This is a genomic window from Agrobacterium sp. LEGMi-208b (assembly GCF_059511785.1).
Genome location: NZ_CM183445.1, coordinates 1071227 through 1092896 on the forward strand (window position 1 = coordinate 1071227; position 21670 = coordinate 1092896).

The following is a 21670-nucleotide window of genomic DNA, read 5'->3' on the forward strand; positions in this document are numbered from 1 at the left end:
AACAGTATGTCCAGGCTCAAAAAGCTATTTCTTACCGGTTTGACCATTGCGGCTGCAATGTCGGCACCCGCCTTTGCGGGTGATTTCCGCTTGTCCAGTTCCTCCGCTTCAGAGGGCCATCAGCTTGCGGTCGCTCAGGTCTTCAAAGGCTTTGGTTGTGATGGCGGTAATTTGTCCCCACAATTGACCTGGTCCGGCGCGCCAAAGGAAGCTAAAAGCTTCGCCATCACCGCCTATGATCCCGATGCACCGACCGGCTCAGGCTGGTGGCATTGGAATGTCGTGAATATTCCGGCCGACGTTTCGCAGCTTGACGCCGGCGCGAGCGGAAACAACGGCATGCCGAAGGGATCGCTGGAACTTAAGAACGACTATGGCGCCACAGGATTTGGCGGCGCGTGCCCGCCCCCCGGCGAAGCGCATCGGTACATCTTTACCGTCTATGCACTCGGTGTCGAAAAGCTTGAATTGCCCGAAGGAGCGAGCAACGCCCTCGCCGGCTTCATGGTCCGCGCCAATACGATCAGCCAAGCGCGCCTTACGGCCGTCTACAACAGGTAATATCGGGGCGAAAGGGTGGGCCCGGACGGCGAAACCCCTGTTCGCTGCATCGCCTGCACGCCTCAACCGTCGCTCATCGATTTCCGACCCGTTGCAGAGCGGGCCGCGACTGCCTATTTCCATTACAAGAAATAGACATTGCGGCCCGTGCCCGCGGAAAAGGAAGAAAACGATGAGCGGCCTGAAATTGCTGGCGCTGGATACTGAAGATCTCTCCGTCATCTCGACGCATATGCAGGACAGCGTCTTCAAGCTGAAGGACGTTGCCTTCGAACCGAAGCATGGTCAATTCACGCTTTCCGCCAATCGTTTCGTCTGGCAGAGCACTGAGAAAAAAAACCTGCCGCCGGAACGCTGCCGTAGCGTGGTTTTCTTGAAACGCGTCTCCGCCGTTCGTTCGCACTCCATCAATCTAGCGGACAGGGAGCAGGTGCTTTCGCTTCTGGCGATGCGCTTCACACCGAATGGCGAAGGCCCCGATGGCCTCGTGGAACTGGCGCTTTCCGGCGGCGGCACCATCGCGCTTGATGTCGAATGCATCGAGGCGCAGCTGACCGATGTCAGCGGCGCATGGGAAACCGCCACCAAACCGCATCATCCCGACAGCGAATAAACGTTGCAAGCCTTCGCAACGGTTGCCTTTCCTTGCCGTTTCGATTTATGCCACATACCAGAGCCGCGATTATTGCGCGGCAAGTTCGTGCACCTCGCGGGATCGCCCGCGGGGACAATGAAAGGGTAATGGCGTGGCAATCTGGCTGGAGCGGGCATCGGCTGATTTCGAACAGAAATTCGCTGCCTTCCTGACAACCAAGAGAGAAGTTTCCGAAGACGTCAACGCGACCGTTCGCGACATCATCAACGATGTCCGCCATCGCGGCGATGCGGCCCTTGCCCATTATTCCCAGAAATTCGACGGCATCGATTTTTCCAAGGTTTCGATGCGGGTGACGGTGGATGAAATCGATGCCGCGTTCTCGTCAGTCGACAGAAACGTCATAGAAGCCCTCGAACTCGCAGCCCGGCGCATCGAAAAACACCATGCGCGGCAGATGCCGAAGGATGACATCTACGAGGACGATATCGGCGTGGGTCTCGGCTCGCGCTGGACGGCGATCGAAGCCGTCGGCCTTTATGTACCGGGCGGCACGGCCAGCTATCCGAGCTCGGTGCTGATGAATGCCGTGCCGGCAAAGGTCGCCGGTGTGGAGCGCATCGTCATGGTCGTGCCTGCCAATGGCGGCGCGGTCAATCCGGCCGTACTCGCCGCGGCGCGCATTGCCGGCGTCGAGGAAATCTACCGTATCGGCGGCGCGCAGGCCGTCGCCGCACTTGCCTATGGCACCGAGACCATCGCGCCGGTCGCCAAGATCGTCGGTCCCGGCAATGCCTATGTGGCGGCCGCCAAACGGCAGGTCTTCGGCACTGTCGGCATCGACATGATCGCCGGGCCTTCCGAAGTGCTTGTGATTGCCGATAAAGATAATAACCCGGACTGGCTGGCTGCCGATCTGCTGGCGCAGGCCGAGCATGATCGCGGCGCGCAATCCATCCTGATCACCGACAATGCCGAACTCGGCAAGGCCGTTGAAGCCGCCGTCGAGCGGCAGTTGAAGCGCCTGTCGCGTTCCGAAACGGCAGCGGCCAGCTGGGCCGATTTCGGCGCGATCATTCTGGTCGAAAAGCTTGCCGACGCCATCCCGCTCGCCAACCGCATCGCCGCCGAGCATCTGGAGCTTGCGGTCGATGATCCGGATGCGCTGATGGCCCATATCCGCAATGCGGGCGCGATCTTCGTCGGGCGCCACACACCGGAAGTGATCGGGGATTATGTCGGCGGCTCCAATCACGTTTTGCCGACGGCGCGGTCGGCACGCTTCTCCTCCGGGCTTTCGGTGCTGGATTTCGTCAAGCGCACCTCGATCCTGCGGCTTGGGCCGGAGCAGTTGCGCCAGCTTGCACCGGCGGCGATCACCCTTGCCAATTCGGAGGGGCTGGACGCGCATGCGCGCTCGGTCTCCATTCGCCTCAATCCGGAAAGTTAAGCGATGGCTTCAGGCGATTTCCGGCTCTGCGACGTGGTACTGGACGACAGCATCGGCCGGTCCACGCCCGATGTCGAGCATGAACGCGCCGTTGCCATTTTCGACCTGATCGAAGAAAACACCTTTGAACCGCTCGGCCATGCCGGTGGGCCTTATCGGCTGCACATCTCGCTGGTCGATGCCAAGCTGGTCTTTTCGATCCGCACCGAAGACGAGAAGGATGTCGCGACCCATATTCTGTCGCTGACGCCGTTCCGCCGCATCATCAAGGATTATTTCCTGATCTGCGAAAGCTATTACGAAGCGATCCGCTCCTCCACCCCGAGCCAGATCGAAGCGATCGACATGGGCCGGCGCGGCATTCACAATGATGGCTCGCAGACGCTGATGGATCGGCTTTCCGGCAAGATCAAAGTGGATTTCGACACGGCGCGCCGCCTCTTCACCCTTGTCTGCGTGCTTTATTGGCGGGGTTAGAGATGATCGATCCTGCCGCAGCGCCAAACGAGGGACGAGCGCCCAAATCGGTCCTTTTCATGTGCGGCATGAACTCCATCCGTTCCCCCATGGCGGAGGTTATCGCCAAACGGCTTGTGGCGCCCGGCATCTATATACAGTCGGCAGGGGTCAGGGCGGGCGAGCGCGATCCCTTCGTGGATGCGGTGCTGGAAGAACAGGGATTTTCGCTCGGCAAACACAAACCGCGCACTCTGGACGAGATCGAGGATGATTTTTTCGATCTGATCATTACATTGACGCCCGAAGCCCATCACGCCGCACTGGAACTGACGCGCTCGAATTCACTGGATGTGGTCTATTGGCCGACCATGGACCCAACGGTGATTACAGGCACGCGCGAGCAGATCCTCGACGCCTATCGCGAGGTGCGGGACCATCTGGCAAAGCTGATCTCGGAACGACTGCCGAGGCGGCAGCAGCCGGTGGCGGATACGCTTTCAAAAGACTGAAAACTGCCCCGGCCTGTTAAAATCAATCGCGATTTTCACGCCGATGCTTTAGAGGTTCACAAATGTGCCGGGATTGTGTAGTTTCCGCGCAATTTTCCCGGACTCGATACGTCCGGCACTATCAACAGGAAGAAAACCCTTACATGACAAAAGAAGAAGTCCTTGAATTCCCGGGCATCGTAACCGAATTGCTGCCGAACGCAACGTTCCGCGTGAAGCTTGAGAACGACCACGAAATCATCGCCCACACGGCGGGCCGCATGCGCAAGAACCGTATCCGTGTTCTGGCCGGCGACAAGGTGCTGGTCGAAATGACGCCTTACGACCTGACCAAGGGCCGCATCACCTATCGCTTCAAGTAATCCACCTTCCGCATCGGACGCCCGGGCAGCGCAATGACCAATTCAAAACAAAAGCTCGTTCTGGCATCCGGCTCGCCACGGCGTCTGGAACTGCTGCATCAGATCGGTATCGAACCGGCACGTCTGATGCCGATGGATATCGACGAGACGCCTGCGAAGCTCGAACATCCGCGCACGCTCTGCCGCCGTCTGTCATTGCAGAAGGCGGAAGCCGCGCAGGCGGCGCTGAAGAACGAACAGGCGTGGAAAGATGCCTATGTTCTGGGATCCGATACGGTGGTCGCCGTTGGTCGCCGCATCGTCGGCAAGGCCGAATATACGGAAGAGGCCTCGGCGGCGCTGCATCTTCTCTCGGGCCGCAGCCACTGGGTCTATACCGGCATCTGCCTGGTGACCCCCGGCGGCAAGATCCGGCAGAAGGTCGCGGAGACCAAGGTGCGCTTCAAGCGCCTCTCCACGCGGGAGATCGAGGCTTACATCGCCTCGGGCCAGTGGCGTGGCAAAGCGGGTGCCTATGGCATCCAGGGCATTGCCGGCGCCTTCGTGCAGAAACTGACCGGTTCTTATACCAATGTCGTCGGCCTGCCGCTTTATGAGACCATGTCGCTTCTTTCCGGAGAAGGGTTTGAGGTGACATCTGGCTGGCTCGAAGGATAGGCCATGGCAAAGTCTCCCACTGAAGGCGCTGGAAACGTCACCCCGCTTCGCAAATCCCAGCCATGCCCGGAATGCGGGCGGCCCTCGACGCGCGAAAACTACCCTTTCTGTTCGGATCGCTGCCGCTCGCTCGATCTCGCCCGCTGGCTGAACGGCTCCTACGCCATTCCGGTCGCGGACGACGAAAGCAGCGCCGGCGGGCAGGATGGCGGCAAGAATAACGCCGAATAATACCTGCACCGCCGGAAACTTCGGCGGTGAATTACATAAGATTTTCAGAGCGACCGCTCAAACCACATATTCACCGGGCTGCCGACAGCCCGAAAAACCATATCAGAACCGGCTGACGCCCTCCCCGCCAGCCCTTTAAGGTCTTGCGATGGACGCAGGCTTGCAGAAGAGAGTGAGCCACGGTGCACTGCTGTTTGCGGTGCTCATCGTTTGCCTTGCCATAGGTGCGACGGTGCTGCTGGCCAATGACAAGAAGCATCTCAAAAACCTGCTGACCTATCTCAATCTGGCACCCGCCACACGCTCCGCCGAACCGCCGCCGAAGATGAAGCCCGTCAAACGGCAGAAACCTGTCGCCCAAAAAGTCTTTCTGCCGCCCCATCTGCTGAAATTCGAGCCAGTGGGCGGCAGAGCGTCTTTCGCACGTGATTTCGTTGTTTCCGGCAAGGAACTCTGCGACCGATTTACCGCCTCGGGTTTCTCCAACCCGCAGGGCTGGCGCGCCAGCCCGGTCAACATCCGCAATTTCGAATGCATGGCCGATCTTGCGCCGGGAAAGGCATCAGAACCGGCGGAGCGGGCATCGCTCTTCCTCGAAATCAGGGGCGAAGCGTCCGGCGAGATTCGATCGATCAGAATGAAGGCCGTTGCGCCCCGGACGCCGGACGGGACAGCCGTTCTGACAAAGCTCGATGAAGCGCTCGCCATGATTATCGGACAGACCCGCTGGGCCGATCTGGCAAACATGCTTGAGCCGGCGCGCCGGCTGCAGCCCTATCAGGCACAACATTTCGGTATTTCGGTTTCCATAAAACCGGAACCGACAGCGCCGCATCGCCTGAACGTGATTTTGCTCGCAAACGAACAATCCCCGGGGTTGAAGCTGACACGCAGCTTCTTTGACCGGGATCGCTGGCTTCGCCCGGCCACAGCGCCGGAGCGACCGGTCCTCTATCCTTCCATCAGGAAAGATCGTGTCCGGTGACGCGAAGGCCGCTCAGCCTATTGCCGCCAGTTTGCGCCGCACCGGCGGAATCCTGTCGCTTTGCTGGGCTTGCCGCTTGGCCTCCCATTGAAGCGCGGTGCGAACGATGGTCGCCAGATCGTTGAAGCGGGGACGCCAGCCAAACTCCGACTGGATACGCGCCGAATCCGCCACCATGGCCGCAATATCGCCCGGACGGCGCGGACAATGGATGATCGGGAAATCGCTTCCCGATTCCCGCTGCACGGCCTGAAGGACGTCGAGAACCGAATAACCAACGCCATAACCGCAATTGAGCGTGCGTGTGCCGCCACCGGCACGCAGATGCGCCATGGCCAGCATATGCGCATCGATCAGGTCGCTGACGTGAATATAGTCGCGAACGCCGGTGCCATCTGCAGTCGGGTAATCCGTTCCGTAAACTTCCACCCGGTCGCGGCGACCGGTTGCGGCTTCGCACGCCACCTTGATGAGATTTGCAACGCCCGTGGGCGAAGGCCCGGCGCGGCCCTGGGGGTCGGCTCCGGCAACGTTGAAATAACGCAGCGCCACATAGTTGAAATCATGCGCCTGCACGACATCGCGCAGCATGATTTCCGAGGCGAGTTTCGACAGGCCGTAGGGGTTTTCCGGGCTGAGGATCGCGGTTTCAGGAACCGGGCCATCAAAGGGCTGGTTTCCATAGACGGCGGCTGTCGAGGAGAAGATGAAATTGCTGATGCCGTGGGCGACTGCCGCCGCGACGAGCGCGCGGGTCGTGCCCGTATTGTTTTCGTAATATTCGAGCGGCTGGCTGATGGATTCAGGAACGCTGACAGAGCCGGCAAAGTGGAAAATGGTCTCGATCTGGTTTTCTTCGAAAATCTGGTCGAGCAAGGCGCGATCCGCCGCATCGCCCAGATAAAAACGCGCCGCCGGCGCGACTGCCCAGCGCGACCCCGTCGAAAGCCGGTCGACAACGACGACCTCTTCCCCGGCATCGAGCAAAGCCCACACCATGTGACTTCCTATATAACCGGCCCCACCCGTGACCAGAACAGCCATGACACTACTTCCCTGTTTGCTTTTCTTGAGCTCATCAAAGCCAATAATTCTTCATCATTGATTACTTGCACAGCGAATACGCAGCCGATCCCTCGCCCCATTAAAAAGGTGGCTTACGATTGGTTAGCGCAATGAAGTGCTTTTTATCGATTAGTGAAAATGTTCTCATGAATGGAACAAGGAGCGCATATCACAGAAAATCCCCCACGTCGATGGTTGCGCCGTGGGGTTGCAGTTTTAGGTCTTTGCTGTGATTTTTGTTGTCGATTTTCCTACCGCAGCGCGATCCCGGCCCGGCAGGGGAAACCATCGCACGGTAAGCCGACGCTTACCTGCCGAGGATATAAGAAGCCAGCCGATCGGCCGCGTCTTCTATCTGCCTGGGGTTGCGCAGGAAACAGGCGCGGAGGAACAGTTCGCCTCCCGGGCCAAAGGCCGTGCCGGGCGCAAGACCAACCCCGGTCTTGTCGACGATATCGAGCGCCGTGGCCCGGCTGTCCGTCACGCCGTCAATCTTGAGGAAGGCATAAAGGGCGCCGTCGGGCTTCAGGGTTTCCACACGGTTCGTCGCGATGAGCGCATCGCAGAGAATGTCGCGGGAAGTCAGAGCGCGTTCGTAATTCTCGCGGACGAAACCGTCACCGTGATCGAGGGCGGCGACGGCGCCGCGCTGCATGAATTGCGCCACGCCTGAGGTGGAATATTGAATGAGATTCTCGATCACCTGACCGATGGCCGGCGGGGCGACAAGCCAGCCGACGCGCCAGCCGGTCATGGACCAGTTCTTCGAGAAGGAATTGGCGAAGACGATCTTGTCGTCCGGCTCCATAACATCGAGGAAGGACGGCGCACGGCTGCCGGAATAGTGATAAAGCGCATAAATCTCGTCGGCGACGATCCATAGATCGTGTTTGCGGGCGAGCGTCAGAACGTCGCGGAGATTGTCGAGCGTCGCCGTCCAGCCGGTTGGATTGGAAGGCGTATTGATGAAAAGCGCCTTCGTCTTGCCGGTGATCGCGCTTTCCAGCCTGTTGATATCGAGATCCCAGCGGCCGTCGCGGAAATCGATACCAACCGGAACCGCCTTTGCACCCGCCACGCCGATGGCGGCGACGATATTCGGCCATGTCGGGGAGAGATAGACCATCTCGTCACTCGGTGAGGTCAGCGCCTGCACGGCAAGCACGATGGCCTGCATGCCGGAACCGGTAGCGTAAAAATGCTCCGGCGGCAGCGATGCTGCGAAATGGCGTTGATAATAGCGGCTCAGCGCCTGGCGCAACTCCGGAATGCCGCGCTGCCAGGTATAGAAGGTTTCGCCATTGTTCAGCCCATCGATGGCGGCCTGATTGATGAAGTCCGGGCTCGGCAGATCGCCTTCGCCGACCCACAACGGCAGGAGATTGTCCCGCCCCCGGGCATAATTCACGACTTCAACGATGCCGCTCTCGGGAGCCGCCAGAGAGCGCGCACTCAGACTGTTTAAAATGGACATTAAAGACACTCCGTTTGGTGCCTTCTTATCGCATCGAACCAGCCATGTGCATGATATTCCGTGAGGCGATCATGGATTTTCTTTATGGGTCATCCCCGGCAGGAGATCGCCGGCCGCACGGGCCGGCACATCAGGCCGGGGACGATGCGGCAATCAACGCGTCTTCAGCAGATCGCGGATTTCGGTGAGGAGCTTGACGTCTTCCGGCGGCGGCGCTGCTTCCGGCTTTTCCTCGATCTTCTTGCGTTCAACGGAATCACGAAGCTTGTTGACACCCTTGACCATCAGGAAAATGATCCAGGCCAGGATCAGGAAGTTGATGAGAACCGTCAGAAAGTTGCCATAGGCGAAGACGGCGCCCTGATCGCGGGCGGCGGCAAGCGACGTGGCGTTGACGCTGGAGCTCAACGGCAGGAAGTAGTTCGAGAAGTCGAAGCCACCGAAAATCGCACCAACGATCGGCATGATGAGATCGTTGACGACGGAGTCGACGATCTTGCTGAAAGCCGCACCGATAATAACACCCACGGCCAGATCCATGACATTGCCGCGGGCAATGAACGTTTTAAATTCGTTAAGCATTCAGATTGTCCCTCTCTCCTGCTTCGCGAGCTGAAGCTATGTGACTGTCCCTACGGGTCGAACCATATAGGGTCCGAGCATCATTTGGAATCCGCGGGATTGCATTTATTAGCCTTTTTGCACGCTCACCTTGAACTTTATGCTCAGACCGCGCTCATTCTCAACGGCGCGGAATTCGCCTATGCTTGATATCAGGGAATTCTTGCATGGGGAGGATGCGTGCTTCCTGGGTGGATCATATTCGGCTCAGCCTTCGCTTATATCCTGCTGCTGTTCGCTGTCGCGAGCTACGGGGACAGGAAAAGCCGTGAAAGAAACGCGCCGAAAAAGGGGCGCCCTTTCGTCTATGCTCTCAGTCTCGCCATCTACTGCACCTCCTGGACCTATTTTGGCGGTGTGGGGCTCGCGGCAGACCGGGGGCTGGAGTTTCTCGGCATCTATACCGGTCCGATCCTTGCCTTCACCATCGGCATGCCGATCATCCGCCGCATCGTCGAACTGGCGAAAACGGAAAAGCTGACTTCCGTTGCGGATTTCATTGCCGCCCGCTACGGCAAGAACTCCACCGTGGCGATGATCGTCGCCATCATCGCCCTTGTCGGCGCCATTCCCTATATCGCTCTGCAGCTGAAAGCCGTGTCCAGCTCGGTGGCGACGATGGTCGATCCCGGCGATTACGGCATTGGCAGCGGCAATCTTTATTTCCTCGATCTGCCGCTGGTCGTCACCATCGTCATGGCGGGCTTTGCCGTCATGTTCGGCACCCGCCACACCGATGCCACCGAACATCAGGATGGGCTTATTCTGGCGATCTCGATGGAATCGCTGGTCAAGCTCGTCGCCATGTGCACCGTCGGTTTTTACGTGCTCTTCGTGCTCTTCGACGGGCCTGCGCATCTCTGGCAGCTCGCCTCCGATAACGAACAGGCCATGCGGGCCATATCCTATCACACGCCCGTCAGCCGTTGGATCGTGATGACGCTGCTTTCCGGCTTCGCCATCATCCTGCTGCCGCGCCAGTTCCACGTCACCGTGGTTGAAAACCGCACGCCGGAAGAGCTGCGCATGGCGGGGTTCCTGCTGCCGCTCTATCTCATCGCGATCAACATCTTCGTGCTGCCGATTGCGCTGGCCGGTATTCTGACGCTTGGCGCCAATGGCGATGCCGATCTCTACGTGCTGCAATTGCCGCTCAATCATCAGATGCCGGTCGTGTCATTGATCACCTTCATCGGCGGATTTTCGGCGGCGACCGCGATGGTGATCGTCGCCTCGGTCGCACTGTCGATCATGATTTCCAACGATATCGTCATGCCGATCTTCCTGCGGCAGAAGCTGCTGAACCGTTCGCCGCACCGGGACGACTTCGCCAAGACGTTGCTCAACATCCGCAGAACGGCAATTTTTGCGGTGATGCTCCTGGGTTACGGTTATTACCGCGCCGCCGACAGCGCCACGGGTCTCGCCTCCATCGGCCTTCTCGCATTTGCCGCCATCGCCCAGATGGCCCCTGCCTTGTTCGGCGGGCTGTTCTGGCGGCGCGCCAATGCGCGCGGCGCAATCGCCGGCTTAAGTTCCGGCTTTTTCGTCTGGGCCTATCTGCTGTTCCTGCCAAGCTTCGGCGGGCCTGACAATTCCGAGGTCGCGGCGAATATTCTCGGCTTCCTGTTTTCCGGCAGCACGGTGTTCAATGGGCCGGACGCCGATCCCTTCGTGAATGCGGTCATTCTCAGCCTGCTCGTCAACAGCCTTGCCTTCGTGCTCGGCTCGCTTTCGCGCAATCCGAGGCCGGTGGAGCGCATCCAGTCCGGCATCTTCGTCAAGCGCCACTCGAAATCGCAATTCGCCACGCGCGGCTGGAAAACCCGTGTCAGCGTCGGCGATCTCAAAAGCGCGGTCGCCCGTTATCTCGGCGAGGAGCGCATGCTGCGATCACTCGCGACCTATGAAAAGACGGCGGGCAGGAAACTGAATGACGACCAGCCGGCGGACATGGCGCTGATCCATTTCTCCGAACAGTTGCTGGGCAGCGCCATCGGCTCCTCCTCCGCCCGTCTGGTGCTTTCGATCATTCTACAGAAGGCGGAAGATACCAGTGCGGACACGGCATGGCTGCTCGATCAGGCGAGCGAGGCCCTGCAATATAATCAGGACATGCTGCAAACGGCGCTGGCCCAGATGGATCAGGGCATTGCGGTTTTCGACAGTTCGCAGCAGCTCACCATCTGGAACCGGCGCTTCCGCACGCTGCTGGATTTGCCCGAGCAATTCGGGCAGGTCGGCGTACCGCTCACGGATATCGTTTCAATGCTGCAGGAACGCGGCGATATGCCCGATGGCGACACGAACGAACTGATTACCAGCTTCCTGACCATGGACCTGCCCTTCTCGCTGGTGCTGGCGGGCGGCGAGCGCATCATCGAAGTGCGCTCCAACACCATGCCGGACAAGGGTATCGTCGCCACCTTCACCGATATCACCCAGCGGGTGGCGAGCGATCAGGCGCTGAAACAGGCAAACGAGACGCTGGAGCAGCGCGTGGCGGAGCGAACCGTGGAGCTTACCCGCGTCAACCGCGAACTGGCGGAAGCGCGAGCATCCGCCGACGAGGCGAATATCGGCAAGACACGGTTTTTCGCCGCTGCCGGCCACGATATTCTCCAACCCCTGAATGCCGCCCGCCTCTATTCCTCCTCGCTGGTCGAACGGCTTGGCGCCTCGGGAGAAAGCGATCTCGTACACAATATCGATTCGGCGCTGGAATCGGTCGAAACCATTCTCGGCGCGGTTCTCGATATTTCCCGTCTCGACACCGGCTCGATGAAGGCGCGCATGACATCCGTGCCGCTGAATGAGCTGCTGAAACGCATCGAAACCGATTTCGCGCCGATGGCGCAGGAGAAGAACCTCGACCTTGTGGTCATGCCGACCTCGCTCACGGTCCGCTCCGACCCCAATCTCCTGCGGCGTCTGATACAGAACCTGGTTTCCAATGCCATCAAATACACGCTGAAGGGCAAGGTGGTCGTCGGTGCGCGCCGACGCGGCGGCGAAGTGGTCATTCAGGTGACGGATTCCGGCATCGGCATTCCCTCATCCAAGTTTCGCACCGTCTTCAAGGAATTCGCCCGATTGGACGAGGGCGCAAAAACCGCATCCGGCCTCGGGCTCGGTCTTTCCATCGTCGACCGGCTGTCGCGCATGCTGCATCATCCGGTACAGCTGATTTCCACCCCCGGAAAAGGCACGACCTTCCGCATCCACCTGCCGCGCGAGGCGGATCGCCTCGTACCGGCCGAAGCCGATGGCGGGACAATCAGTCCCGCAGCCAGCGACCGCCTTCAGGGCGTCCGGGTCCTATGCATCGACAACGAGCCAAAAATCCTCGAGGGCATGACGCTGCTACTGACCGGGTGGGGATGCGAGGTTTTACCCGCAGGTTCCGTAGCAACGCTGGAAGAACCCTTCCTCACCTTGGCCGCAGCCCCCGACGTCATCGTTGCCGATTACCATCTGGACGACGGCGACGGCATCAGCGCCATCCGCCTCATCAGGACATTTTACGGCAAGACGATCCCTGCCCTGCTTGTGACGGCGGATCGCAGCCCGGAAGTGCGCAGCGATGCCGAAAAATACGGGATTTCAGTTCAGCACAAACCGGTCAAACCGGCGGCGCTGCGGGCCTATATCAACCAGATATCCAGCACGGTGCGGGCGGCGGCCGAATAAAAACTCCCGGACCTTGCGATCCGGGAGCGGTTTGACCTTCAAAAAACAGACCTATCAGGCCGCCTGATTGTAGCGATCCCTGCCGGTTGCCGAACCCTGTTCCATCTGGAAGCGCTGCACCAGATCGAGCAGCGCTTCCACCTCACCTGACAGTACCCGGCTGGCCGCGCTCGACTGTTCAGCAAGTGCCGCATTCTGCTGCGTCATCTGGTCCATCTGGTTGACGGAGCTGTTGACGTTGTGAAGCGCGGAGGACTGGTCCTGCGTCGCCGTTGCGATGGTTTCGACGTGCTGGCTGACCGTCACGATCTGCTGGCTGATGGCGGAAAGAACCGTGCCCGCCTCCTGCACCAGCTTCGAGCCGGAGCTCACCTCATGCGTCGACTGGTTGATGAGCTGCTTGATCTCGCGGGCCGCGTCGGCGGAGCGCTGGGCAAGCTCGCGCACTTCCTGCGCCACGACGGCGAAACCCTTGCCCGCCTCACCCGCACGCGCTGCCTCGATGCCGGCATTGAGCGCGAGAAGATTGGTCTGGAAGGCAATATCGTCGATGACCTCGATGATCTGCTCGATCTTGCGCGAGGCGTCTTCGATGCGGCCCATGGCATCGACGGCGTTGCTGACGACCGAACCGGAACTGTCGGCGCTCTGCTTGGTGATGCGGACGGCCTCATTGGCCTCCCGCGCCCGTTCGGCCGAGGATCTGACGGTAACCGTGATTTCGTCTACGGCGGCGGCGGTCTCCTCCAGCGAGGCGGCCTGATTTTCGGTACGCTTCGACAGGTCGACCGACGACTGCTCGATTTCAAAGCCGCTATGCTGGATGATGAGCGTGCGCTCGCGGATCTGCCCCAGCGCATCGCGCAGGTTGAGGAGGGATTCGTTGAAATCCGTGCGCAGGCGGTCGAGACGGCCCGCGAAAGGCGTCTCGATCGTGCGGCTCAAATCGCCGCGCGAAAGCCTGCCGAGACCGGAAGCAATCTCGCCGACCGCAAATTCGATCTGGCTGTCCATTTCCTGCTTCTCGGCATCGTTGCGGTGACGTTCGGATTCGGCCGCAGAGCGTTCCTCGGCGCTTTTGCCCTCAATCGCCAGTTTCTCGATCGCATTTTCGCGGAAAATCACCAGCGCGCGGGCAATGTTGCCGAATTCATTGGTGTTGGTGGCGTAGGGGATCGACGTGTCGAGATTGCCGCCCGAAAGGGACTTCACCGCATCGGTCAGCTTGCCAAGGGGTTGAAGCGTGCGCTTGATGACGAAATAGGCGAGTAATCCGACGCCAAGCATGGCGAGCGCGCCGCAGATCAGCATCATGTCACGCAGGCTGTATATCTGCGCATTGTAGAAATCCATGGGAACGCCCACGAACAGGATGCCGACCGTTGCGCCGGTCTTGTTCGTAACCGGCATATAACCAGTCATGTAGCTGGTGCCGAACAGCGTGGCGGTGCCAAAATAGGCCTCTCCCTTGGAAACTTTCGGGAAAGCGGGATGATCGGTAGCAAGCTTGGTGCCTGCTGCTCTCTCACCTTTTTCGTTCTTCAGATTGGTGGTCAGGCGAATGAACTCGCCGGCCTTGGCTTCGAAAACAGTGGAGATACCGCCGTTACCGGCAGCCGTGCGATCGACGAGGTCATTGTCACGCATCGTTCCGATGCTGGCGCGACCGACGCTCTTCAACTCGCCATCCACCATTTCGAGGGCAACGCCGCCGACCTTCATCTCGTAGAGGATGGCCATGCCGCGCATTGCGCTGTGCGTATCACGCAGCGCAGTGGCGATGACGTTGTCCTTCAAGCGAATGTAGGTCGAAAAACCAACTGCCGCCACGCTGAGCGCGATCAGGCCGATCGTCAGCGCGACGACCTTGCCAGCAACGGACTTAAAGAGCCGGTTGTGCATGAAACAGTTCCCCAAAGCCAAACTTACGAAAGTTCTAATGGGCAACTGTTAAAAAAACGCGAAGTGCCGATGGCGCCTTTTAGGGGAGCGTGAAAGCCGGCCGGCATTCTGCCGGATTAAAGGGGACGGGAGAAGCCCGTCCACCATCAATGGATGTAACCGAGCCTGATGGCCTTGGCGATCGCCTGGATGCGGTTGACGGAATCGAGCTTGATCGTCGCCGAACCGAGATAGGCGTTGACGGTGTGCACGGAAAGGCCGAGCTTCACCGCGATTTCTTCGCTGATACGGCCGTCGCCCGCCAGTTGCAGGCAGGCGATTTCCCTCTCGCTCAGGGCCTCCGAAGGGGCCGCCTTGCGCTCGTCCAGCGCCAGCATGTCCACCATGATCTCACAGCATTTGATGTGCTGTTCGATCACGACCTCATTGTCGAGAACGAGGTTGGTGCCGCAGAAAACGATATAACCGTTGCCGATGGTGCCGAGCCGCACCGGCAGCGCCAGCCCCGCATAGGGCAAGGTATCGTTCTCGATGCGGCGCAGAAGTGCCGGCACATCGGGAAGATCGGCAAAGCCGCCAGCGTTTTTGTTGCGCCAGATGACCGGCAAAAGCGATGTCTCGATATGATCGAGAAGAATATCGCCGACGGCGCGGATGAACTGCGTGCTCTGCTCCGCGGCATTCATGCCCCAGTTTTCCAGCTCGCAGGTCAGCTTTTTCTTGTTCGGGAAACCGGAAGCGGCAGCCTTCGTCACCACGAAATTGCGCGCGCCGACCAGCTTCTGCATGGCGACGAGTTTCGGAAAAAGATCCGACCGGCTCGTCACGACAGGGCTGCGGTAATACATGCCCGTTTGACCTGTACCCTCATTGTCTTTCGTCTGTACCATCCGTCCGACCATTATACGAGGTTGTTGCGCACGGCGTAGGCAATTGCCTCCGAGCGGGTTTTTGTCGCGGTTTTACGCATCACGCTTGTGATGTAATTATTGATCGTATTGCGCGAAATGCCAAGGATCATCGCGATTTCATCGCTTGTCTTGCCTTCCGCGATCCAGAAGAGGCATTCGAGTTCGCGCTCCGTGAGATCGATATCGCGAACGGTCTTTGCTTCGCTGGCAATGCCGAAACTGACGCAATAGCCCGTCAGCAGGGCGATTTCCCGAAGCCTTTCCGGTGAAGGCACCGCTTCTTCCGGAAACAGCAGCAGCAGGGAAAGCCGGATGCGGCCCACGCAGAAAGACAGCGCCGAATATTGCCGGTCTATGCCATACGGAACCGAAACATCGTCGGGAAGGAAAAGCAGCCGCGGCTGCAGAAGCGAAAGGCATTTCTCCATTTCGCTCGACCGGTTCTGGCTGTTGGCCAGCTCGATGCCAAGCCTGCGGACCAGATCGAAAGGCCAGTCGGAGGTGACGATGAATTTCAGTCCGGTTTCTTCGAGAAGATCATCCCGCGCCAGCAGATAGTGCGAGGCGCCAGCATAGGTTACGAGCAGATCCAGTGCGCCTGCAACGTTACCGGCAGCAGCCGTGGCTGCGACGTTTTTAGCAAGCTGATCGCGCGGCAAGGGCTTACCCATGCCCTCCATAGGCTTGGCAGACAGCCTGCGGATATCAACATCGACTTTCAATCGCCTACGCCCTCTTGCTCCCAGCGGGAGATTATACATCGGGATGGAATCATTCCATTCGAGAAGCTTACCAAAATGGGATGGCGCGCCCCGGAGACCGAATCACTTCATTTTATGGAACCGACCGGAATTTGCCATTACCCGGCAACAGCCTTTCCACGTATTTCCCTGCTCGTCTATTACTAAAAAAACATACTGAAAAGCTGTTCAATCCATAAACGGCATTCTCAGCCAATTCCCAGCAAACTGTATCGTTGCTGAATTTTTTGTAAACACTGTCCCGAAACGAGATTGCCACGGCTCGCCCGCCAAGCATAGCAAAAACCCCAAAAACAGAAAAAAGGCCGGGTAAAACCGGCCTTTTCGACATTATGCTGCTTTTTCCACCGCCCATTTGCGCAGGATCTTGGCGGCTCTTTCCTCGCTGATTTCCACCATGCGGGAGAGCCTGCGTTCCGGCCCTTCGCGAACCCGGCGGTTGAAAGTGCCCTCGCCATCGCCGCCGGCCAGCAGATCGTCGGTGCTGTCGAAGCCGAAATCCGCCCCGAAACCTTCCATGAGACCGCCTGCGCCCGCATCCATGCCGGGAGAGAAATCCGGCAATTCGAGACCGGCAGCCTCCTGGCTGAGCTGGCCTGCGGCGGCGCCGTTGCTGGTCACCGTGCGGACCAGAGGGCGTACACCAAGCCAGACGACAAGGAAGGCGACGGCGACAAAGGCGAGCGAGTTGATGATACCGGCGGAATTGCGGCTCAGCACTTCCATGACACCCGGGCCGCTGGCAGCCTCGTCAAGCAGCTGCGTTTCGAGGAAGTCCATCGCCGTCAGGGTGACCATGTCGCCACGATCGGAAGAAATGCCCGCGGCCGAGGTGACGATCTTCTGCATTTCCGCAAGATAGGCGTCGATCTTGGCCTGATCGGCCGGTTCGCCGACCATCTTGGCAATGCGGCCCTTGTTGACGACCACGGCAACCGAAATCTTCTCGAGGGTATAGCCGTTCTTGACCGTGGCAACCGTCTTGGAATTGATCTCGTAGTTGGTCTGTTCTTCCTTCTTGGCCGACTGATCAGAAGACTGCGGGCCACCGCCGCCGCCCTGGGGGGCGGCCTGCGGCACGTTCTGCTCCACGGTCGCGGCCGTGTCGGGCTGCGTTTCCTGGGACTTCTGGTCTTCCTTTACCGTGCGCACGGAGCGCTCGACACGCGATTCCGGATCGTAGACGGTTTCCTGGATCTGGCGGCTGTCGGTATTGAGCTGCGCCGTGACGCTGGAGCGGAAATTGTCCATGCCGAGGAAGGGCGCCAGCGCCTTGTCGATATTAGTTTCGATTTCCTGCTGCACGTTCTGCGCCAGCGTCAGCGAGCGGTTCATCGCGGCATTGGTGACGTCGTCGCCGGAAGCGAGAAGCTGGCCGGTCGAATCAAGCAGGGTCACATCATCGACTTCAAGGCCGGGAACGGCCGAGGCGACAAGGTGACGGATGGAGGCGGAGGCCTTGCGGCCGGCCGAAGCACTGGCGCGAATCATGACCGATGCGGTGGGCTTCTGTTCGCCACGGCGGAAATTGCCGACGTCAGGCATGACGATATGGACGCGTGCGGCCGCAATGCCGTCGATCTGCTGGATGGAGCGGCCGATCTCGCCCTCAAGGGCGCGAACGCGCGTCACTTCCTGCATGAAGGAGGTCAGGCCGAGGGAACCGACATTGTCGAAAAGCTCATAACCGGCATTGGCGCTGTCGGGCAGGCCACGTTCCGCCAGAAGCAGCCGTGCCTTGCTGGTGAGGCCGACCGGAACCTGAAGGCTGGAACCATCGGTCCCCACCTGGAAGTCCAGACCTGATTCGGCAAGCGCAATGCTGATCTTGTTAAGGTCGCTTTTTTCAAGCCCCACATAAAGGGTCTCGTAAGCAGGACGGTTCACGTAAAGCGCTGCCGCAAGGATAATGGCCATGGACACGACGCCCACGCCGCCCAGCATCAGCAGCCGCGTCTGCCCCAGCGCCGCGACATTCTTCAAGACCTGAGGGATTTGATTTAACAGATTCATTCTGTTCCGCACCGTCATTCATAGAGTCCGAGACCTTTTGGCCCCGTCGTGACAATAGGGTGCGAAGCTTGCGCGAGCGTTGCCTTTCTCCGCATTGCGCGAAGGCAGGAAATGCAGGCCGAAATGCGATCTAGAACAGGTCGAAGTCGCCGGAAGCCTTGTCGAGCGGCTGGGAATGGCCATGGCGGAAGGCCGCGCCGAGCGCCTTCTGCATTTCGGCAAGCTTGACGAGGCTGAGTGCGGTGGAGACATCCACGAACCAGTCCGCGGGGATGGAGCCGGTGATGGTGTCGATGAATTCGGCAAGGCCGCGGGTTTTCTGGACGGCAAGGTCGATGCCCTGCAGCAGCTTGACGCCTTCGCTGGACAATTGACCGCTGGTCACTTCAAGCAATTGCGGCTCGATGCGCTCGATGAGATAGGCGACGTCGTGCAGTTCCGATACCACGCGCATCAGAACGTCCGGCAGGGCTTCTTCGAACGGAGTGGCGGCGGTGTGCTCTGCAAGCTGCATTGGAAACTCCGTGACTAGAAAAATTCGATGTCGTTGGCGACGGGCTTGGGGGCCGGCACCGGACGCGTTTCCATGGCAACCGTCTTCTGGGTTTCCGCGCCGCTGAGCGGATGCTGACGTGCACGCCCGGAGACCGGCCAGAATTCGATCTTTCGGCCGTGATCCCCGCCCGTGGAGGAGCTTAAGACCGGAATGCCTTCGTCCTTCAGAAACTGCATGGCGAAGATGGCATTCTGCTCGCCGACATTGGAGAAGCTGGCGATCGTCTTCGCCCCGCCGAAAACCTTGGCTTCCAGCCGGTCGCGCCGCGCCCCCTGCTTCAGGAGGCCGTTGATCAGCAGCTCCATGAGATGCACGCCGTAACGCGTCGCGTCCCCGCCGGTCACATTGCCCGTTCCCGGCAGCAGGAAGTGGTTCATGCCTCCCAGGCCGGCAACGGGATCTCTCAGACAGGCGGCCACGCACGAACCGAGTATCGTCGTCAGCACCACATCGGGATCGCTGACGACCTTGTACTCGCCCTGAATGATATGTACGCGCTTGGCCGCAGCTTCAATCATTTCAGCGATCCGAAAACCGCTTCGATGGCAGCGCGCATCTTGTCGATCGTGAAGGGCTTGGCCAGCACGTTGTTGGCGCCGAGCTGGGCTGCCTTCTGCACCAGCGCGCGGTCGCCCTGCGCGGTGAGAATGATGAAGGCGGCCTTCTTGGTCGTCGGGTTGGCCCTGACGGCGTGCAGGAAACCGAGACCATCCATCTTCGGCATGTTGAAATCGGAAATGACGAGATGATGGGGCTGCTGCTCCATGATCTTCATTCCCTGCTCGCCGTCACCGGCGGCAGTGATCTGCTTGAAGCCGAGCTGTGTCAGCGCATCGCTGAGGAGCAGCCGGCTGGTCACCTGATCGTCGACGATCAGAACTTTGATCTTTTCTGCGAGAGACATTAGTCAGCACCTTCTTTGCGGGCAGTGGTTAGTTTCAGGATTTCTTCGCCGATGGAGGCCAACGGCAATTGCTGTTCCACCGCGCCAAGCTCATAGGCCACGCGGGGCATGCCATAGACGACACATGTTTTTTCGTTCTGGCCGACGGTGCGGGCACCGGCATGGCGCATTTTCAGAAGCCCGGCCGCGCCATCGCGGCCCATGCCGGTCAAGATGACGCCGACGGCATTGCGGCCGGCAAGCTCGGCCACCGAATCGAACAGCACATCGACGGAGGGGCGATGACCGTTGACGGGATCACGATCCACGAGCCGGCAGCAGGGCGCGGACCGGTTGGCGATCTGCAAATGACGCTCGCCGCCCGGCGCGAGGTAAATCTTGCCGGTCTGCAGGCGCGCGCCGTCCGTCGCCTCTTCCACGACAGGGGCGCAGATGCGGTTCAGCCTCTCGGCGAAACTCTTGGTAAAGGTCGGCGGCATGTGCTGGGTAATCACGGTCGGCGGGCAATTGGCCGGGAACTTCTGCAGCACCGCGATCAGCGCTTCGACGCCGCCCGTGGAGGAGCCGATGGCAACGACCTTGCGGCCCGCCCGATAGTCGCTCATCGGAACCGGCTGCGGCGCCGCAGCCGCTTCCGGCCGCGCCGCGCGATAGGCGGCGTGTTGCGAGCGGGCGGCGGCCTTTACCTTGTCGGCCAGATCGCCGAAGGGGCGCGCATCGCCGGGGGCCGGCTTGCCGACACAGTCGAAAGCACCGATTTCGAGGGCGGCCAACGAAGCGTCGGCGCCGCGATGGGTCAAGGACGAGACCATGATGACCGGCATGGGGCGCAGGCGCATGATCTTTTCGAGAAATTCGAGGCCGTTCATCTCCGGCATCTCGATGTCGAGTGTCACGACATCGGGATTGAGCTGCTTGATGGCGGCGCGTGCCTCCATGGCGTTGCCGGCCTGGCCGACCACTTCCACTTCCGGATCGGCCTTGAGCACGGCCGAGATCAGGCCACGCATGGTGGGAGAATCGTCAACGACGAGGACCCGTGCGAGTGCGCTCATGCCTTCCTCCCGGATGCGTGACCGATGAAGCGATAGGTGGTGATGCCGGTATTGTCGAACAGGTTCTTGGCATCACCGGAGACGCGTTCGGAATGGCCGATATAAAGGTGACCGCCTTCCGGCAGCAGCCCGGCGAAACGCGACCAGATGCGCGTCTGCGTCGGCTCGTCGAAATAAATGACGACGTTGCGGCAGAAGATGACGTCGAAATTGCCCTTGAAGGGCCATTGCGTCATCAGGTTCAATTCGTTGAAGGTGATGAGGCGCTTGACCTTGTCGTCAATGCGGAACTTGCGGCGACCACCGGCATCGACTTCAGTGAACCATTGTTTGCGCATGGCGGGAGACACGGTTTCGAGCGCATTGTCGTCGTAGACCCCTGCCCGGGCCTGCGCCAGAATCTTCGGATCGATGTCGGTGGCCAGAATCTTGAAATCGTAATCGGCCGCATTCGGGAACATGGCGAGCGCGGTGAGCGCTATCGAATAGGGTTCCTGCCCGTCGGAACAGGCCGCCGACCAGATGCGGACACGTCCGCCGCTCTTTGCGCGAGCAATAAGACCCGGCAGGACTTCGTCACGCAGATGTTCGAAATGATGGTTCTCGCGGAAGAACCGCGTGAAATTCGTCGTCAGGTGCGACAGCATTTCGCGCCGCGCCTGCGCGCCCTCGGGCGAGGACACCAATGCGCAATATTCGCGGAAACCCGACAGGCCGAGATTGCGGATATGCTTCGACAGGCGGGAATAGACCAAGGACGCCTTGGTGTCGTTGAGATAGATGCCCGCATCGGCATAGATCATCGCCGCGATTTCCGAGAGATCGCGTCTCGTCAGCGGGTATTCGCCGCTGGCAAGAACCTCGTCGGGAGACTGGCGCTGGTCGCTGAAATTAAGTGCTGCCATGGAT

At 59.8% G+C, this 21670-nt stretch carries 22 protein-coding genes; 10 read left to right on the forward strand and 12 right to left on the reverse strand.

Translation table 11 applies throughout. The annotated features are described in order from the left end of the window. Positions 1-6: 6 nt before the first annotated feature. The 9 genes from AC5YUO_RS05355 (at position 7) to AC5YUO_RS05395 (ending at position 5809) form a co-directional block, all read left to right on the forward strand. Complete coding sequence (locus AC5YUO_RS05355) at positions 7-561, forward strand: YbhB/YbcL family Raf kinase inhibitor-like protein (RefSeq protein ID WP_496154514.1); 555 nt, start codon at positions 7-9, stop codon at positions 559-561. Between the two features lie 172 nt (positions 562-733). Further along, positions 734-1174 carry a DUF2948 family protein gene (locus tag AC5YUO_RS05360; RefSeq protein WP_496154515.1) on the forward strand — a complete coding sequence of 147 codons (441 nt, stop codon included), beginning with the start codon at positions 734-736 and terminating at the stop codon, positions 1172-1174. Between the two features lie 133 nt (positions 1175-1307). After that, positions 1308-2606, forward strand: coding sequence for a histidinol dehydrogenase (hisD, locus tag AC5YUO_RS05365; RefSeq protein ID WP_496154516.1), 1299 nt, complete (start codon positions 1308-1310; stop codon positions 2604-2606). Between the two features lie 3 nt (positions 2607-2609). Continuing rightward, entirely contained in the window at positions 2610-3083 is a 474-nt protein-coding gene (locus tag AC5YUO_RS05370) for a UPF0262 family protein (RefSeq protein WP_400818124.1), read from the forward strand. Positions 3084-3085: 2 nt separating this feature from the next. Further along, positions 3086-3574, forward strand: coding sequence for an arsenate-mycothiol transferase ArsC (locus AC5YUO_RS05375; protein WP_004432476.1), 489 nt, complete (start codon positions 3086-3088; stop codon positions 3572-3574). Between the two features lie 143 nt (positions 3575-3717). Next, positions 3718-3936 (forward strand): translation initiation factor IF-1, encoded by a 219-nt coding sequence (gene infA, locus AC5YUO_RS05380; protein WP_003503453.1) that lies wholly within the window; start codon positions 3718-3720, stop codon positions 3934-3936. Positions 3937-3969: 33 nt separating this feature from the next. Then, on the forward strand, positions 3970-4593 hold the full coding sequence (locus tag AC5YUO_RS05385) for a Maf-like protein (RefSeq protein WP_020010410.1): 624 nt from the start codon (positions 3970-3972) through the stop codon (positions 4591-4593). A 3-nt stretch (positions 4594-4596) separates the two neighbouring features. After that, entirely contained in the window at positions 4597-4824 is a 228-nt protein-coding gene (gene yacG, locus AC5YUO_RS05390) for a DNA gyrase inhibitor YacG (RefSeq protein WP_400818121.1), read from the forward strand. Between the two features lie 148 nt (positions 4825-4972). Then, a complete protein-coding gene (locus tag AC5YUO_RS05395) occupies positions 4973-5809 on the forward strand; it encodes a DUF6030 family protein (RefSeq protein ID WP_496154517.1) in 837 nt (278 codons plus the stop codon). Between the two features lie 12 nt (positions 5810-5821). Here the strand turns inward: AC5YUO_RS05395 and galE are convergent, their stop codons facing one another. The 3 genes from galE to mscL form a co-directional block, all read right to left on the reverse strand. Further along, a complete protein-coding gene (gene galE, locus AC5YUO_RS05400; RefSeq protein WP_400818117.1) occupies positions 5822-6853 on the reverse strand; it encodes a UDP-glucose 4-epimerase GalE in 1032 nt (343 codons plus the stop codon). A gap of 328 nt (positions 6854-7181) precedes the next feature. Beyond that, on the reverse strand, positions 7182-8348 hold the full coding sequence (locus tag AC5YUO_RS05405) for a pyridoxal phosphate-dependent aminotransferase (RefSeq protein WP_496154518.1): 1167 nt from the start codon (positions 8346-8348) through the stop codon (positions 7182-7184). 153 nt (positions 8349-8501) lie between these two features. Next, positions 8502-8930: a large conductance mechanosensitive channel protein MscL gene (gene mscL, locus AC5YUO_RS05410; RefSeq protein ID WP_400818113.1), complete on the reverse strand. Its 429-nt coding sequence runs from the start codon at positions 8928-8930 to the stop codon at positions 8502-8504. Between the two features lie 219 nt (positions 8931-9149). Between mscL and AC5YUO_RS05415 the strand changes: the two genes are divergently transcribed. Further along, positions 9150-12659, forward strand: coding sequence for a PAS domain-containing hybrid sensor histidine kinase/response regulator (locus AC5YUO_RS05415; RefSeq protein ID WP_496154519.1), 3510 nt, complete (start codon positions 9150-9152; stop codon positions 12657-12659). A 54-nt stretch (positions 12660-12713) separates the two neighbouring features. Here the strand turns inward: AC5YUO_RS05415 and AC5YUO_RS05420 are convergent, their stop codons facing one another. From AC5YUO_RS05420 to cheR, 9 genes are all read right to left on the reverse strand, one after another. Beyond that, positions 12714-14561, reverse strand: a complete 1848-nt coding sequence (locus AC5YUO_RS05420) for a methyl-accepting chemotaxis protein (protein WP_400818108.1) — start codon at positions 14559-14561, stop codon at positions 12714-12716. A gap of 146 nt (positions 14562-14707) precedes the next feature. Then, positions 14708-15409, reverse strand: a complete 702-nt coding sequence (gene visR, locus AC5YUO_RS05425; protein ID WP_400818327.1) for a transcriptional regulator VisR — start codon at positions 15407-15409, stop codon at positions 14708-14710. Between the two features lie 53 nt (positions 15410-15462). Further along, on the reverse strand, positions 15463-16194 hold the full coding sequence (gene visN, locus AC5YUO_RS05430; RefSeq protein WP_035262791.1) for a transcriptional regulator VisN: 732 nt from the start codon (positions 16192-16194) through the stop codon (positions 15463-15465). A gap of 369 nt (positions 16195-16563) precedes the next feature. Continuing rightward, on the reverse strand, positions 16564-18246 hold the full coding sequence (gene fliF, locus AC5YUO_RS05435; RefSeq protein WP_496154520.1) for a flagellar basal-body MS-ring/collar protein FliF: 1683 nt from the start codon (positions 18244-18246) through the stop codon (positions 16564-16566). 130 nt (positions 18247-18376) lie between these two features. Then, complete coding sequence (cheT, locus tag AC5YUO_RS05440; RefSeq protein WP_400818104.1) at positions 18377-18760, reverse strand: chemotaxis protein CheT; 384 nt, start codon at positions 18758-18760, stop codon at positions 18377-18379. A 14-nt stretch (positions 18761-18774) separates the two neighbouring features. Further along, positions 18775-19320, reverse strand: coding sequence for a chemoreceptor glutamine deamidase CheD (gene cheD / locus AC5YUO_RS05445; RefSeq protein ID WP_003522762.1), 546 nt, complete (start codon positions 19318-19320; stop codon positions 18775-18777). Beyond that, positions 19317-19706, reverse strand: a complete 390-nt coding sequence (cheY2, locus tag AC5YUO_RS05450) for a chemotaxis response regulator CheY2 (protein WP_003503467.1) — start codon at positions 19704-19706, stop codon at positions 19317-19319. The genes cheD and cheY2 overlap by 4 nt, the downstream gene beginning before the upstream one ends. Further along, a complete protein-coding gene (gene cheB / locus AC5YUO_RS05455) occupies positions 19706-20761 on the reverse strand; it encodes a protein-glutamate O-methylesterase CheB (RefSeq protein ID WP_496154521.1) in 1056 nt (351 codons plus the stop codon). The genes cheY2 and cheB overlap by 1 nt, the downstream gene beginning before the upstream one ends. Further along, complete coding sequence (gene cheR / locus AC5YUO_RS05460) at positions 20758-21666, reverse strand: protein-glutamate O-methyltransferase CheR (protein WP_496154522.1); 909 nt, start codon at positions 21664-21666, stop codon at positions 20758-20760. Before cheR ends, cheB begins: the two co-directional genes overlap by 4 nt. Positions 21667-21670 lie beyond the last annotated feature (4 nt).